This window comes from Dyadobacter sp. NIV53 (assembly GCF_019711195.1).
Classification (GTDB): domain Bacteria; phylum Bacteroidota; class Bacteroidia; order Cytophagales; family Spirosomataceae; genus Dyadobacter.
In genome coordinates this window covers 6,161,601-6,178,281 of sequence record NZ_CP081299.1, presented here as the reverse complement: position 1 = coordinate 6,178,281, position 16,681 = coordinate 6,161,601, and the positions used below count along the sequence as shown (strand labels likewise).

General features: G+C 41.5%; 8 protein-coding genes and 1 pseudogene. 3 read left to right on the top strand and 6 right to left on the bottom strand.

Going from position 1 to position 16,681, the window contains the following annotated elements; all coding sequences use genetic code 11:
• Positions 1-58 precede the first annotated feature (58 nt).
• The 6 genes from KZC02_RS25440 to KZC02_RS25415 all read right to left on the bottom strand — a co-directional run bounded on the left by KZC02_RS25440 (position 59) and on the right by KZC02_RS25415 (position 11,167).
• Complete coding sequence (locus tag KZC02_RS25440; RefSeq protein ID WP_221391237.1) at positions 59-2,491, bottom strand: sugar-binding domain-containing protein; 2,433 nt, start codon at positions 2,489-2,491, stop codon at positions 59-61.
• Between the two features lie 20 nt (positions 2,492-2,511).
• A complete protein-coding gene (locus tag KZC02_RS25435; protein WP_221391236.1) occupies positions 2,512-3,939 on the bottom strand; it encodes a hypothetical protein in 1,428 nt (475 codons plus the stop codon).
• 332 nt (positions 3,940-4,271) lie between these two features.
• Entirely contained in the window at positions 4,272-5,729 is a 1,458-nt protein-coding gene (locus KZC02_RS25430) for a RagB/SusD family nutrient uptake outer membrane protein (RefSeq protein ID WP_221391235.1), read from the bottom strand.
• Between the two features lie 21 nt (positions 5,730-5,750).
• Positions 5,751-9,146 carry a TonB-dependent receptor gene (locus KZC02_RS25425; RefSeq protein ID WP_221391234.1) on the bottom strand — a complete coding sequence of 1,132 codons (3,396 nt, stop codon included), beginning with the start codon at positions 9,144-9,146 and terminating at the stop codon, positions 5,751-5,753.
• A 146-nt stretch (positions 9,147-9,292) separates the two neighbouring features.
• Positions 9,293-10,372, bottom strand: coding sequence for a FecR family protein (locus KZC02_RS25420; protein WP_221391233.1), 1,080 nt, complete (start codon positions 10,370-10,372; stop codon positions 9,293-9,295).
• Positions 10,373-10,600: 228 nt separating this feature from the next.
• The gene (locus KZC02_RS25415; protein ID WP_221391232.1) at positions 10,601-11,167 is read right to left on the bottom strand and encodes an HD domain-containing protein; all 567 of its coding nucleotides are present in this window, start codon (positions 11,165-11,167) and stop codon (positions 10,601-10,603) included.
• A 562-nt stretch (positions 11,168-11,729) separates the two neighbouring features.
• Here KZC02_RS25415 and KZC02_RS25410 point away from each other — a divergent pair.
• The 3 genes and pseudogenes from KZC02_RS25410 to KZC02_RS25400 all read left to right on the top strand — a co-directional run bounded on the left by KZC02_RS25410 (position 11,730) and on the right by KZC02_RS25400 (position 16,623).
• Positions 11,730-12,053 (top strand): DUF6660 family protein, encoded by a 324-nt coding sequence (locus tag KZC02_RS25410; protein ID WP_221391231.1) that lies wholly within the window; start codon positions 11,730-11,732, stop codon positions 12,051-12,053.
• An 85-nt stretch (positions 12,054-12,138) separates the two neighbouring features.
• Positions 12,139-15,248 (top strand): annotated as a pseudogene (locus KZC02_RS25405) (efflux RND transporter permease subunit); the annotation flags it as partial.
• 193 nt (positions 15,249-15,441) lie between these two features.
• Positions 15,442-16,623: an efflux RND transporter periplasmic adaptor subunit gene (locus KZC02_RS25400; protein ID WP_221391230.1), complete on the top strand. Its 1,182-nt coding sequence runs from the start codon at positions 15,442-15,444 to the stop codon at positions 16,621-16,623.
• The last annotated feature ends 58 nt before the right edge of the window (positions 16,624-16,681 follow it).

Sequence of the window (16,681 nt, the reverse complement as noted above, 5' to 3'; positions counted from 1 at the left end):
TTGAACAAATTTTACAAATTTTATGCCTCATCCAAGATAATTTTATCAAACAAATATTTTATTTTACAATATCAAGATTTACAGTTGCAGGCTGCAAACCCTGAGAAGTCAATTTAACCCACGCTTTTCCTGGCTTATCAAGCGACTGAATATATACTACCACTCTCCCATGATAGGCTTGGTGTTCGTTTTTCTTATAATGTTCCGTATCCGCCGGATTTGAATTTTCGATACCAAGCACTCTGATATTTCCCTGTGTTTCAACATAAATCCTGTTTTCTGCGAGATAATGAGATACATTTTTAGTATCCGTTACATTTACGACAATCCTGGCAACATCCCTCCTATCTGCTTTCAAATGTTGTAAATCACTTACCGCACTGATCTTAAAAGGCTTACCGAAAGTTGCCAGTTCATATTTCGCCAGTTCTGCACCTTTTATACGCGCCACAGCTGTTAATACGCCTTGTTCAAACGGCACATACCAGGTAATAACATGATCGGCAAAATCAATCATTTTTTTAGTACCTAATGATTTACCATTCAGAAACAATTCCATTTCTTCGCAATTTGTAAATCCGCTGATTTTTAGCACTTTGCCTTTTCCCCAGTTCCAGTGAGGCAATGCGTTTTTATGATCCCAGAGGTAAAATAGTGTTGGTTCAACCATTGTTGTGTCCCATGCACCAATGTATGCCATGGGTTTATCGCTCCACAAACTTTGGCGGAAATAGGCTTCCGGCTTGAAAGAACCGCCTAAATCAATGATCCCGAATGGATTAGTACGCTGCGGCCACTTAAAAGATTCACCCAGATACTCAAAACCAGTCCATAAAAACTGGCTGGAAATGTAATCATTATCTGCAACTGCTTTCCAGTATTCATACCTGTGCCCGGTTTCGCTTCCGTATAAAACTTGCTTTGGATACTTTTTGTGGCTTTCTGCATATAATTTTTCCTGGTAATTGTAACCGGTTACATCGAGTTCCGATGCAAACCCAACCTGCGTGGACATATACGCAGATGCCAGTCCTGCTGTAACAGGACGCGTCATATCACTTTCCTTTAGAATTTTTACCAGTTCATGGGCAATGTCTTTTAACCTGGAAGCATCCGGATTCTCAGGCATATATTTGGCAAAGGTCTGCGGATTCGCCGAGCTATCGAGGCTGGGGTGGGAATAGGGATCATTGGGAAAATCGATCTCATTGCCAATACTCCACATCATTACCGACGGATGGTTCCGGTCTCTCATCACCTGGTCCGAAAGGTCTTGTTTTCCCCATTCCGGAAAATACCTGTAATAGCCGTTTTTTACTTTTTTCGACTGGTTCCAGCCATCTATCCATTTCGTTTTGGGTTGCTCCCATTCATCATAAGCCTCATCAATTACCAAAAAACCCAATTTATCACACAGATCCAGAAACTCGGATGCATGCGGGTTATGACAGGCCCTAATTGCATTGCAGCCCAGTAATTTCAATGTATTAAGACGGCCTTCCCAAACTTCCCCAGGTACAGCCGATCCTAAAACACCCGCATCATGGACCAGGCAAACTCCTTTTAATTTGATATTTTTTCCGTTTAGAAATACGCCCTTATCTGCATCAAACCGGATCTCCCTGATTCCTGTTAATATAGTTTCACTGTCTATCACCCTATTATTAAGCATGACAACAGTTCTCAAAGTATACAAATAAGGGCTTTCAACACACCACAATTGCGGATTTTTAATATCTAACAGCAGATTGAATTTATTTTCCTTTTCGGGTTGAACAACGTTTTTCACGGTTGATTTTGCCACTTCTTTCCCAGCTTTGTCTACCAGGCTAACCTGTACAATTGCATCGGCCGGAATTTTTGTTTCATTTATTACATCCACTGCAATTTCCATGCTGGCATTCGTTGCAGTCACCTTGCTTGTGGCTGCAAAAACACCCCATTTTCTGATGTGTACAGGATGAGTATAAATCAAATGAACATTTCTGAAAATTCCTGAACCCGTGTACCAGCCTGAATCTGTAAGATCAGTGTGATCGCTTTTAACGGCTATGATATTTTCTTTTCCAAACCTGATCCATGGTGTAAGGTCGTATTCGAAAGCAATGTAACCACTCGGCCTTTTACCCAGATAGTGCCCGTTAATCCAGACCTCACTATTTTTGTATACACCATCAAAACGGACAAAAACTTTCCTGTCCTTTCCGGAGGCAGAAACTGAAAATGATTTCCTGTACCAGCCAATTCCACCGGGCAAATATCCATTACAGCTTGGCAGATTCTGGTCGAATGAACCTTCGATACTATAATCATGCGGAACATCCAGCTTTCGCCAGCTTTGGTCTGCAAATGTTACTTTTTCAGCTCCCAAAGTATCACCCATATGGAACTTCCAGTCGAAATTAAAAAATTCAGTATGCCTGTCATTCAATTGCTGAGCTGGAGATGCATGGACAATGAATGTAAAAATAAACAGATATAATATTTTCATAAAACGAGATAAAACAAGGCTTACAGGATTTCGTCAACGGTAATAAATAATGGCCTTTCGCTCACATCGACAATGACTTTTCGATTACGAACAGCCAAACCGGCGCTTTTACCCTGAATGCTCCCAACAGCCATTTCTATTTTCCTTGCCGACTTTGGATTTCCTTTTAATTCTAATCTGTAATCTTTCATTACATAATTTTCTTTGGTTTTTGACCAAACCACATAAACACCATTTTTCCCGCTTACATTTTTGAATTTATAGATCAGGATATTAGGATCACCAGAAGGCTCATCACCGATATAGACCATATCTTTCAGCGTGTTTTTTAGAGTATAAACGTAATACCAGGATATTTTTGGGGTCCAGTCTCCTTTCGGGCCAACGAGTCCGCAGGTCGCAAACCATGTTGTATCTTTTGAATCTACATCGCGTAGCATGAACATTTGTGCACGATCGACCTTTGCAGCCGCAAAAGCAAGATAAGACCGCACGAGCCATTGTCCCTGCACCTCCTGGGAATCGAACGCGCCGATAGCCGGAGCTCTTAACCTGGAAAGCGGATGCGTATCCCAGCCAAATTCAGAAATCCATACCTCGACGCCCGGCAGATTTTCATCCCGGTATTTTACGACCTTTTCCATTTTACCCCTGAAATCGTCCTCCTCCGGACTTTTTGCCGGTCCTCCACCCTGCCAGCTTTCGCCGTCTTTCCATGAATAATGGTGAAAATTGATCACATCAGCAGCAAATTTTCCGTCAGGTCGGTTTTCCGAAAACCACTTTTTCATATCTGCTATGTAATCTACTTTTAGTTCAATTAACCCGCCCATGACAAATTTCATATCCGGATCAGCATTTTTAACACCAAAAGTTTCCGGGCCTTTGTTCATCGTTCCGCCATGCCCGTCATAATCCGCACTCGCCATGGCTGCATATTCTTCGGGTAAAAACTGTGCATCCGGCCCTTCCCATGTGCGGTCCTGTTCATTCCAGTCTTCCATATATCGTATCAATCCCAAACCTGTATTTTTTGGCTGGCCGGGAGCGAGCGTGAGTTTATCTTCCGCCACTTTTTTTGATCCGTAACGGGCAGCAAACTGAAACATGTGGTGTGCTTTGGCACGGTAGGAATCAGGATCTGCCGCATTTGCACCCGCACTATCCAACGGTTTATGTGAAGAAGGAAAGTTGGTTTTGCCTTGCAGCCAGCTAGCAGCACCCTGCAAACAAGGAGAAATGCCCACATTTGCATTTTTTATATTGGTATAAAATGTGTCAAAATTCCATTTTCCAGGTGCCCATTTCATTTGGTTATTGGGATAACCCTGATAGTTATCGCCATATTCATCCCAATCCCAGTTGTGATACTCCCTGATAAAACCAACAGCCTGTATCTTATCGACCGGATCATCCACAAACGCATTTGCACCAATCATCTGATCCATAGTAATGATTTTTGATTGAATTTTCTGTGCAGTTGTGTTTGTGAATTGAAGAATCAGAATTGCCAGTATTATTATTGTTCGTTGTGTTATTTTAAAGAAGTGGGTTATTTTCATTGATAGTTCCTGATAAAAAAATAATTGCATGTCAAGTCCGGTCAGGGACATAATATCGGTAGAATATAAACAGAGGTCGAAGATGGCAATGCGGTAGGTATGCAACACCCAAAATGCTATCCATGGCCACATCAATTCTACCAGCAAAATATAGTAATAAAAAAATCTGGCAATCCTCTTTCATTACAAAGAGAATTACCAGACTAACAGACGAGCTGTTATTGTCCAAGGTTAGGGTTAATATTTGCGTCGGTTAAGGGAACAGGAAAAAGGTATTTGTCTTTGCCGATAGCAGCAAGCGGTTTCAGGTCGTCCACGTTTTTACTGGCATTGGCGCTTTCTACCAATTCCAGTCTAACCAGGTCAAACCACCGGGTAAATTCACCTGCAAATTCCCAGGATCTTTCATCTACCACTGCTTTTGTAAAACCTTCGTTTGTCAAACCAGTCAGTGCCTTCAATCCCGCTCTTTCCCGAACTGCGTTCAGTGCTGCGTAGGCCTCCGTATTAGGGGTACTGCCAGATCTTGCCTGCGCTTCTGCATAAATCAGCAAAACGTGTGCATAACGAATAATGTGAACCGGCATGGAAGATATATAGTTAGGAACAGTCAGCCGGAATTTCTTGTAGTATGGATGTTTGGAAAGGCTGTTTTGCCAGTTTACTTTACTACCATCGCTCTTTGTAAATACTGTATAAAACGTAGCATCTTTTCTTTTTCCTTCGGGAAAATTGTTAAAAAAATTGATTTCGGAAAAGTAATCATCCCAGCCACCTTCATCTCCCGGCCTGGCTGCATCACCCCAAAATGCATTGGCAGAACCTCCATACTGATCCGAGGTCTGGAACGACAGTACCTCCTCCGATGTACCGATGGCGGAAGCACCACCCTGCGACCAAAGTTTGCTCAGATCATCAATCAGTTCAAAACCGTATGTTGCTTTGTTATCAATTACCTCTTTTGCTTTGGCAGCGGCCAGTGCATATTTTGTCGGGTCTTTTATTGGCCATCCTCCTTCTGTAAGGTATACATCTGCCAAAAGTGCTTTAACCGAACCCTTATTTGGCCGACCCTGATCACGCTTTACATTGGCTACCAATTCTTCTGCTTTTTGCAAATCAGCTTCAATCAGTGCATAAACTTCTGTTTCAGGACTTTTGCCAATGGTAAGCAAGTCAGTTGAGAAATCAGCAGATAAAATAACAGGCACTTTACCAAATCCACGCACCAGCCAGTAATAGGACAACCCTCTCAAAAAGTATGCTTCGCCCACAATCTGGTCAATTCTGGCTTTATCACCTGTCGTATTCTGATAGTTGTTGATAATGTTATTGGCTCCCTGAATGGTTTTATAGCAACCGTTCCAGATCATGGCGATATGAGAATTTCCCGATGTTACCACAAACTGGTCCTGCTGGCGAAAATCTGATTTATTTCCTGCAACAAGCGTTGTCAGATCGTCGCCGCCCATTACAAACCCCTGCATGGAAGAAGTCAGAAAACCTCTTGACCAGGTTCTCAGCAAACCTTTGTAAGTTCCGGTTAATGCCGCTTCCAATCCTTCCACACTACTAATGGCATTGGTACCAATAATGGCGCCTTTAGGATCTTCTTCAAGGAAATCGCTGCATGCAGTCAGGCTGGCAAGCAGTATATATATGAGTATCTTTTTCATAAAATTAATATTCAGGATAGGCTAAAAAGTAAGATTAAGACCAGCTGTGTAAGTTTTTGAATTGGGATAGGAACCGTAATCAATCCCCTGCTGCACGTCGGTACCAAAGTTGTCCCAGGTCAAACCGCTTACATTATTTGAGTTGGATTCAGGATCAATTCCTTTGTATTTTGTGATTGTCAGCAAATTTGTGGCACTCAAAAACAACCTGACACTGGCAATATTTTTCAGGATAGATTTGGGAATGGTATAAGACAAACTCACGTTTTTAAGTCGCAGAAAATCACCCCGTTCAATAAATCGGGATGTTTGCACATACATGTTACTCGCTGCGCTGCTGAACGCCGGAATCTCGGATGATTCATTCACACCGGGAATGTACCTTTTCTTGATATCCTGAAAAATAATTTCCTTAGCGTCCGTACTTCCGAGCATCCCGTTTGCATACGTGTAATTCAGTTTATCAAAACCAAGCATACCCTGGAAGAAAACATTCAGCGAGAGGTTTTTGTAGGCAAATGTATTGTTCCAGCCAACCGACATTTTAGGTGTACCATTTCCCATGATCTGGTAATCTTTTTCGTTAATTATACCGTTTCCGTCCACATCCTGATAGTGCGCATCGCCCGGTTTCAGGCCAAAAACTGCTGCCTGATCAGCCTCATTTGCTTTGAATGTCCCTAAAAATTTATAACCCCAGAACGAATTCATGGAATGACCCGGAATCAGTACATTTTCACCCAATGGAATAGTATCCCTGTCACCACCCAGACTTACCACTTTGTTTTTAAGCAAAGCCAGATTTACAGAAGTATTCCATGAAAAATCACTGGTCCGAACCGGCGTTACACCTAATGCAAACTCCCATCCTTTATTCTGGATCTGGCCAATGTTTGACTGTATACTGTATCCGCCGATATAACCAGGCAATGATCTCAGCATCAACAAATCGCGTGTATTTTTTACAAAATAATCCGCTGTTAAAGTAACTCTGCCATCTAAAAATTCAAGGTCCGCTCCTGCGTTGATCTGTTCCGTCGTTTCCCATTTCAGGTCAACATTCCCAGGATTTCCCAGCATAATTCCAGGTACAATTGCACCTGCACCGTTGAAAACTGCACCTGCATCGTCCAGATTGGTTACATAGGAAGATAAAGTTCCATAAGAGCCAATTCCCTGATTTCCGGTAAGTCCCCAGCTTCCTCTTATTTTAAGATTACTGAAAACGTTTAAATCCTTGATAAAAGATTCCTCAGAAGCTTTCCAACCAACTGCTATGGAAGGAAAAACACTGTATTTGTTGTCTCCCTGGAATTTGGAAGAACCATCTCTCCGCACCGTTGCCGACACCAGGTAACGGTCTTTGAATGAATAATTGAACCTTCCCAGCGTAGATAAAATGCTCCATCCGCCATAACCCGAACCAACAGTACTGGAAGCCGAAAGTGCCAGGTTATTATAAGACTGGGCCGGATAGGTCAGGTTGGTTACATTGGCATTGAAGCCGGTTCCAATAAATTTTTGTGTTTCAAAAACAGCCGTAATGTCAACACGGTGCAAGTCATTGAATGTCTTTTTGTAGTTCAGTGTATTGGTATTTTGCAAAGTAATATTTTCGCTCGACGAACGGCCGGCCGTTGCCCAGGATCTGGATGCCGGAATACCCTGAAACGCTTTACTTTGAAGATTCCCGTAATTTAAACCTACCTGAACATCCAGTGATAATCCCGAAAGTATTTCATACCGCAAGCCTGTCAGGATATTGATATTGGTATTCTCAAAACGGTATTCATTCTCTTTGGCCAAAGCTACCGGATTGGAAAAAATAGAACTTGTTGGATCATACAAGATATAGTTTCCATTTGCATCGTATACGGGAGTAGTCGGGGCCCATGCGAGTGCCTGCGCCAGTGCACCGCTTCGCTGGGAAGTTCCGCTGGTATTGTGGTTTTCCTTTCTGGTTCCGGTAAAATTCATGCGAAAAGAAAACTTGCTTGAAAGCTGGGAAGCAATATTGGTACGGATAGAATAACGTTTAAAATCAGAATTGTCAATGATACCGTCCTGGGTCAGATAATTACCGGAAATAAGATAATTGGTCTTTTCGTTACCACCAGAAATCCCGATCTTATATTCTTTTCCGGGAGCTGTCCTGAATATCTCATCCTGCCAGTCGGTCCCTCCGTTTTGTCTGAATCCCTGTATTTCCGATTCAGAAAATCGTGGAATATAGGTACTGCCGGCTGGTGCCAGTGCCAGGCCTCGCTGGTTGACTGTCTCTGCAAAATCGGCAGCGTTAAGCGTATTGTATTTTTTGATGAGTTTGGAACTGTAAGCATTTACCCCAAAACTAACCTGCATAGCACCGCTTTTGCCTGATTTTGTCGAAATAATAATAACACCGTTCGCTCCTCTGCTCCCATAAATGGAAGTAGCCGAGGCATCTTTTAATACTTCAACCGAAGAAATATCGTCCGGGTTAATGGTTGTAAAATCAGCACCTACAAAACCATCCACTACATACAATGGCTCATTATCCCCGCTCAAAGAGTTGGACCCTCTGATCCTTATCCGCACATCGCCACCGGGTGCACCGCCGGAATTGGTTACCTGTACACCGGGAACCCTGCCCTGTAAAACCTGATCAACCCGGGTTACCGGTTGCGCTTTAAAATCTTTTTCGCTAACTGAAGATACCGCACTCAGTACATCCCTGCGTTTTTGTGTTCCATAACCTACAACTATTACCTCGTTCAGTGATTTGGTATCAGGCGCTAATGTAAGATTAATGACAGATTGTGCACCTACAACGATTTCCTGTGAGGTATAACCAACAAAAGAAAAGATCAGGGTTACATCATCCGTCGGGATACTGATACTGAAAGCACCATTTTCATTGGTAGTTGTACCGCGCTGTGAACCTTTTACCACAATACTTACCCCCGGAAGTACACCTCCTTTTGCATCCGAAACTTTTCCAGTTATAGTTCTGTCGGCAGCTTCTGTAACGGAAGCGGAATTTTGTACCGGCTCGTTATTCATCAAACCCACTGGTGCCGCATTACGAAGTATAATTTGTCCATCCACTACGTCCTGTTCAATGTGAAGCGGTTTCAGGATTTGATTCAAAACTTCTTCAAGACGTTCGTTTTTTACATTTACGTCCACTTTCCGGTCTGCCTGTATGGTCTTGGAATTATAGGTAAACCGAACATTTGCTTCTTTACTGATCAGGTTTAAAACATTGCGTAATTCTGACCGGGATACTTTCAGGCTAACTCTCCTGTCCATTAAATCCTGTCCATTAATATTTCGTCCCCAAGAACCGCCGGTAAAAACAAGCACCAATAGCAGCTGGATCATCGACATCCGCATACTGACACACAACCATCGCTTAACGTTTACACGTTTTTTCATATCCTCACATTTGTTTAAGTTAAAAGTTTAGTAAAATTCTAAGTGTGTATAATTGACACATTTCTTGAAACAAGCATCTCTTCTTTTGTCCGGGTTATAGATTCCATAAAAATATTGTTAAAATTTGTTTGGTAAATCGTTCTATATCAATCGCATCCCCGGCCGGTAATTATAATTCCGGATTCGGTTATGCTGTAATGTGCGGCTGGTCCCAGGGCAGTACAGATAATTTTCAATTTCCCCTGCAACGGTACATCTGTCAGGGAAGTAGTAAGGATACATTTGCTGAGATCAGCCTGGGTGTAATCCATTTGTAAATCATACATACCGGCAATGGAATCAAGAATTGCGGTTACCGGCATATCAATAAATTCAAAAGAAGCTTTACTAAGCGCCAGTTGCGCATCATCAGACTGAATTACCGGCTGGTACATTTTATTGGCTACTTTGTCATAAATAATATGCTGATCGGGAAGAACCAGAACTGCATTCTCCTGAACCGAAAGCCAGTCCTCATCATTGGTATAAACCGAAACTTTACCCGTTTTTACGGTCACATTTACATCCGGCTCATTTTCGTAAGCACGCACATTGAAGCTGGTTCCTACAACTTTGGTTGTGATCGACAGAGTATGCACAAAAAATGGCCGGGCGGGATTTTTACTTATTTCAAAAAAAGCTTCCCCGGTAAGCTGAACTTCACGGGTATCAGCCATGAATACAGCAGGATATCGTAACACACTTCCTGGTAGCAAAACAACCGAACTGCTGTCGGACAGCATAATCAGCATTGGTTTTTTATCTGAATTGGTTTGTGTTATAAAATCCTCCAAATCTTGACGGGCAACTATTTTTATTGCTGCCTTTTCCTGATTTAAAGTTTCAGGATTACGCGCCAGCCAGATTCCCGCCAGCACAACTCCAATGGAAGCGGCTGCCCACCACCACTGTGGCGATAATCGTTTTACTCTTTTTTGCTGAGAATGAATACGCTCCCAAGTCCCTTCCACAATTTCATCGATATCTGCATCCGTAATATTTTCATCTATATGGGATGCCAGTAAAATATGAATTGCCTGTCTTACAATTTCGTCCTTATCTGCATTTTTCACGCGCCAATCAGACCAGTAATTATCTGCTTTTTTATAATCACCGGTTTTTACCCACTGCCTGAAACCAGCATCAGATAACAAATCAATTAAACCCGGATTTGGAGAAATAGACATAGGCACAATAATGTTTCTATGTAGAGAGAGAAGCCAGTTTAAGCGATGTACTCACTTGAAGTAATAAATATTTAAAAAATATCTTGATATAGTTTTACTTATCGGTCCTATTTAAGCCTGTGATGATATTTGTATTGCTCCGTACACAAGGTTTCTCAAATATCCATAAAGCAAATGAGCCATGAAAAATGAATTTCACGGCTCGTTTATTAATGGTTTCAGGAATGGTCAGGCAAGCAATAGTTCTTCCATTGCGCTTTTTACAACTTTACGGCATTTGCTATATAATTGCGGATCGCCTTCGTCAATATCATCAATATAAGCTAAAACCTCCTGAAGATAAACCGGGGCAAATTCAGGATCGTGCTCAATAATAGATTTTGCATTATCAATGATCTCAGCATATTTTACTGTCTGCGAAAACGGCTGCATATCGCACATTCTTTCAGCTTCCAGTTCCTTGCGTTTTTTTCTGTCGTACATGGAGTAAGCACCGGAAGTGTAATGGTCTGTCAGGTCATACACTCCTTTTAAAACTTTACTTCTCGGAAACAGGCTATATCCGATATCGATCAGTTTCAAAGCGAGTTCTTGTTTGGTACATTGGGTATTTTCAAGAAGGTCATGACACAAAGCTATTTCTATCTCCATCTCATCGTTGGAATGTTGACTTACAATTTCTGCAACACGCAGAAGGTGTGTATAATAGGGTTCGCCCGTGTACTTTCTTTTTTGATTTTCATGCCTTTCTTTGACAAAATCAAATAACTCCCATTGCTTCTCTTCAAGTACCATTTTTTATGTTCAATAACGTTGAGTAAAATCATATGCTTAGTAAATCCGGGCAGTTTTTATCCTGATAACAAAAGGATCAAAAATATACTTCAAAATACTAACCGGAATTTAGTTATATCAAATCCCTGAAAACTTTTTAAACTGGCAATGGTATGTGCTATTAACCTAATCTATCAACCATCGGACTACCTCCTATTGTGAGGACAAAATTAGCATTAATCTAAAACGCATATTTTTTCGGAACTCTTTGAGTTTTTAAAATTATTAATAAAATGGGTTGTAAAAAAATTTATCAAAAGAATATTATACTATACGTACGACATTGACTATCATACTAAAATAACAACAGTTTGTTACAGTTTGAATAACAAAGAATAATCAAAAAAAACGTAGCTAAAATTCTGTATTCTTTAAGTCCCGGCATGTGCGTTGCATTGAAAGTTAACTGTTGCTTTCGACCAGCTGCCATTATTTGTGCATGCTAAATTTAACAGATTCCGGATTTTGCCTGATAGTTCCAATTATCCTAAATTGGAGTAATTTCTATTACCTTTGGTGCATCATGAGGCTCATTTTCTATTTACTGTCATTCTACACGATTTCTCTATCCTGCATTCCATGCCAGGACGAAATTGTAATGCCGTCTCATGATTCTTATTCAGCAATTGCAAATATCAAAACCAACCAAAACGCAGAGCAGCAGGTTGTTGATTTATGCTCACCATTTTGTATTTGTGCTTGTTGTGCGGGAGTTACGTTACAGTATGCAACAGCTTCGTTGCCTGCCCTTTCATATTCTCTTTTTCCTGACGAAAAATCTTTCAGGTACATTCCTCATTCCGGCTCCGGAAATACAATGATGATCTGGCAACCACCCAGGGTTTAATCTGACACGTTATTTTACGGTTTGGCTTTTTGCTGTGCACTTTTCAGGCGTGTACAGGCTCATTTGTATACCCAATCTAAATCTGATGTTAGATAAAATCATTCTTTTTTCAATTCAAAATAAGCTTGTCATTGGCATTTTCACACTTGCACTGATTGTAACAGGTATTTTTTCTCTGACAAGGCTTCCCATAGATGCAGTACCCGACATTACCAATAACCAGGTACAGATTATCACAAGCAGCCCTTCGCTGGCTGCACAGGAAGTGGAGCGTCTCGTTACATTTCCTGTGGAAACAGCCATGGCTACCATTCCCAATACCGAAGAGATCCGTTCCATTTCAAGATTCGGCCTTTCCGTAGTTACCATTGTTTTTAAAGACCATGTGGACATATACTGGGCACGCCAGCAGATTACCGAGCGCCTGAAAAATGCCTCGCAGCAGATTCCCGAAGGAGCAGGAATACCGGAACTGGCCCCGGTTACGACCGGCCTTGGCGAAATATATCAGTATGTGCTTCACACCAAAAAAGGATATGAAAAAAGTATCCGCCCATGGAACTGAGAAGTATCCAGGACTGGATCGTACGCAGGCAACTCCTTGGTACCGAAGGCGTAGCCGATGTAAGTAGTTTTGGCGGGTATTTGAAACAATATGAAATTGCCATTGATCCGTTCAGATTAAGAAGTTTCGGAATATCAATGAACGACATATTTGCGGCGCTTAAACAAAATAACCAGAATACAGGAGGTGCCTATATTGATAAAAAACCCAATGCATATTTTATAAGGAGCGAAGGGCTGATCGGGAGTATTAGTGATATTGAAAAAATTCAGGTTGCTGAGACCGAAAATGGCCTTCCCGTACTGATCAGGGATATTGCAACGGTCCGGTTTGGGCATGCAGTCCGATATGGTGCTATGATCCGCAATGAAGATGGTGAAGTTGTGGGCGGTTTGGTGCTCATGCTGAAAGGCGCCAACTCATCATTGGTAATTGGTAAAGTAAAAGAAAGAATTGAACAGATACGTAAAACTTTACCCGAAGGTATTGTTCTTGAACCATTTCTTGACCGTACCAAACTGGTTAATAATGCCATTGGCACCGTTTCAAAAAACCTCGTTGAAGGCGCACTGATCGTCATTTTTGTACTTGTTTTAATGCTTGGAAATCTGCGGGCCGGGCTTGTTGTCGCTTCCGTGATTCCTCTCGCTATGTTATTTGCAGTTTGTATGATGACGTTCTTCAGCGTTTCAGGTAATCTGATGAGCCTGGGTGCAATAGACTTTGGGCTGATCATAGACGGTGCAGTCATTATTGTAGAAGCAACGCTGCACCATATCGCGGGTAAAAAATATATACATCGCTTATCACAGAAGGAAATGGATGCAGAAGTGTACGAATCAGCTTCTAAAATCCGTAATTCGGCAGCTTTCGGAGAAATTATTATCCTGATCGTTTACCTGCCAATTTTAGCGTTGGTAGGGATTGAGGGCAAAATGTTCCGCCCGATGGCACAAACAGTCAGTTTTGCCATTCTGGGTGCCTTTGTACTTTCACTGACATATATTCCTATGATTTCCGCACTGGTTTTAAGCAAGCAAAACACGCATAAAACCAACGTTTCCGATCGTATCATTGCTTTTTTTCACCGTTTATATTCTCCTGCACTCACTTTTGCATTGCGGCGACGGGCGATAATCCTGGTCACTGCTCTTGGTCTATTAATACTGAGTTTTGTACTTTTTCTAAATATGGGAGGCGAATTTATTCCACAGCTTGATGAAGGTGATTTCGCTATTGAAATGCGCGTACTAACAGGCAGTTCACTTTCAGAAACCATTGATGCAGGTCAGAAAGCCGCACGTTTTCTGAGAAAGGATTTTCCGGATGAAGTCATTGAAGTGGTTGGTAAGATAGGTTCTTCGGAAATCCCGACAGACCCGATGCCTGTGGAAGCAGCCGATGTGATGGTGATCCTGCATGAAAAATCACATTGGAAAAAGGCCAGGAACAGAGAAGAACTGGCAGAAAAAATGCAGGATTTTCTTTCAGAATCAGTTCCTGGTGTCACATTTGGGGTTCAGCAGCCGATACAGATGCGGTTTAATGAACTCATGACTGGGGTTAAACAAGATGTGGCCATCAAAATTTTTGGCGAAGACCTGGACGTTCTGGCCGAACAGGCGAAGAAAATCGGAAAAATAGTAAAATCGGTACAAGGTGCCGAGGATCTGTATGTGGAAGCAGTGAGTGGTTTGCCTCAGATTGTTGTCAATTTTGACCGTGACCGGCTGTCCCGCTTTGGGATCAGTATAGAAGAAGCGAGCAGGACGATTAATACTGCATTTGCAGGAAGTTCCGCGGGACTGGTTTATGAAGGTGAAAAACGTTTTGATTTGGTTGTGAGGCTTAATAATGCCAACCGCCAGGCTATGGAAGACGTTAAACAATTATTTATCACCACACCTCACGGAAAGCAAATTCCGCTTAGCCAGATTGCCACTATTGAAATGAAAATCGGTGCTAATCAGATTCAGCGTGAAGATGCAAAACGCCGGATTACAGTTGCTTTTAATGTCCGTGGAAGGGATGTGAAAAGTATAGTTGCTGAACTTCAAAATAAAATTGACAGCCAGATAAAACTGCCAACCGGATACTACACCACTTATGGCGGCCAGTTCCAGAATCTGCAGGAAGCCAATACCCGTTTGAGCATTGCACTTCCGATTGCGTTGCTGCTCATTTTTGTGCTGCTTTATTTTACTTTCCGCTCATTGAGACAAAGTTTCCTGATTTTAACTGCAATACCATTATCAGCTATCGGAGGTATTTTCGCATTGTATCTGCGTGGAATGCCATTTAGCATATCCGCCGGGATTGGTTTCATTGCTCTTTTCGGAGTAGCTGTTTTAAATGGGATTGTCCTGATTGCCGAATTCAATTCTTTGCGTAAAGAAGGAATAAATGATTTAAAACAGGTTATTTTCCAGGGAACCGAAACCCGTTTACGTCCTGTACTGATGACAGCTCTGGTAGCATCCCTGGGATTTTTGCCCATGGCACTTTCCACAAGTTCGGGAGCCGAAGTACAAAGGCCGCTTGCCACAGTCGTAATTGGCGGACTGGTTTCGGCTACACTTCTAACTTTATTGGTCCTGCCGGTTTTATACCTGATTATTGAAAAGCGTTTTACCCGCAATACGGTATCACAATCCATGGTATTACTTATTCTGTTTAATATGGCTGCATTTTCTGCATTAAATAAAACCGTTGTGCAGGATTTCAGGAAACCTTCCGGAACGGATATAAGCTCCCTGAATGGACACTAATTGTTGTTCAATAATATTTTATTTCCTATTAAGATTTTCAATACCGAAATATTCAATGAAAAATATAGCCATCACTTTTTTTATCATTTTTATCATTTTTTCGTGCAATAAAAAAACGGAAGAAAAACAGGAAATCGTAGAACATGCTCCTCACGAAGAGTCTGGTAACAGCGTCGAAATTACGCAGTCTCAGTATAAAATTGCCGGAATTGAAACCGGACCAATCAGTATCCGAAATCTCAGTGACGTGGTTGTTGCCAATGGAATTATCGACATTCCTCCTCAAAACCTGGTGAGTATTTCAGCCCCGATGGGTGGATTTATTAGAAAAACAGAGCTTTTGCAAGGGATGAAAGTAAAAAAAGGGCAGGTTCTGGCTATCATCGAAAACCCTGATTTTATACAAATTCAGCAGGATTATTTGGAAACTGAAAGTAAACTGGAATATGCCGAGCTCGAATATGAACGCCAGAACAAGCTAAGCCAGGAAAATGTGAGCGCTAAAAAAGTGCAGCAACAGGCCAATTCAGAAGTAAGGATTCAAAAAGCGCGTTTAGCCGGATTAAAGGAAAGGCTTAAAACAGCAGGCATTAATTTGAATACACTGGCAAATGGTACGATTGTCAACCATACTACCATCACTTCCCCTATCAATGGGTCAGTTACGACCGTAAATGTAAATATTGGCAAATATGTAAATCCGACTGACGTAATGTTTGAAATTGTTGACACGCACCATTTACACGTAGAACTTTCTGTTTTTGAACAGGATATTCCCAAAATTAAACTGGGGCAACTTATACGCTTTACAGTTACCAATAATCCCGGCAAGGAAAATCTGGCGGAAGTTTATCTGATCAATCAAAAAATAAATGAAGATAGGACTGTACGGGTGCATTGCCATTTGACCAAAGATGATCCTGGATTGTTACCACAGAATTTTGTAAAAGCAATTATAGAAACCGGTGCTAATCCGGTAACTGCTTTGCCAGATGAAGCCATCGTCGACTTTGAAGGTAAACCTTACATTTTTTTACAAAATATCAGTGATGTTAATAAAGACCCTGCAAATCTGTTTTTTGAGATGAAAGAAGTAATTCTCGGTGTTTCAGAAAATGGTTTTTCGCAGGTGAAATTTTCGGATCAATTTGATGGCTCCAAAGCTAAAATCGTGATCAAAGGTGCTTATACACTATTATCAAAACTAAAAAATTCAGAGGATGAAGATGAGCATTGAGGATTTCCCGAGCGCTTGGCTGTCAGCAATTAACTGATTGATTTCAGATTAAAAACAT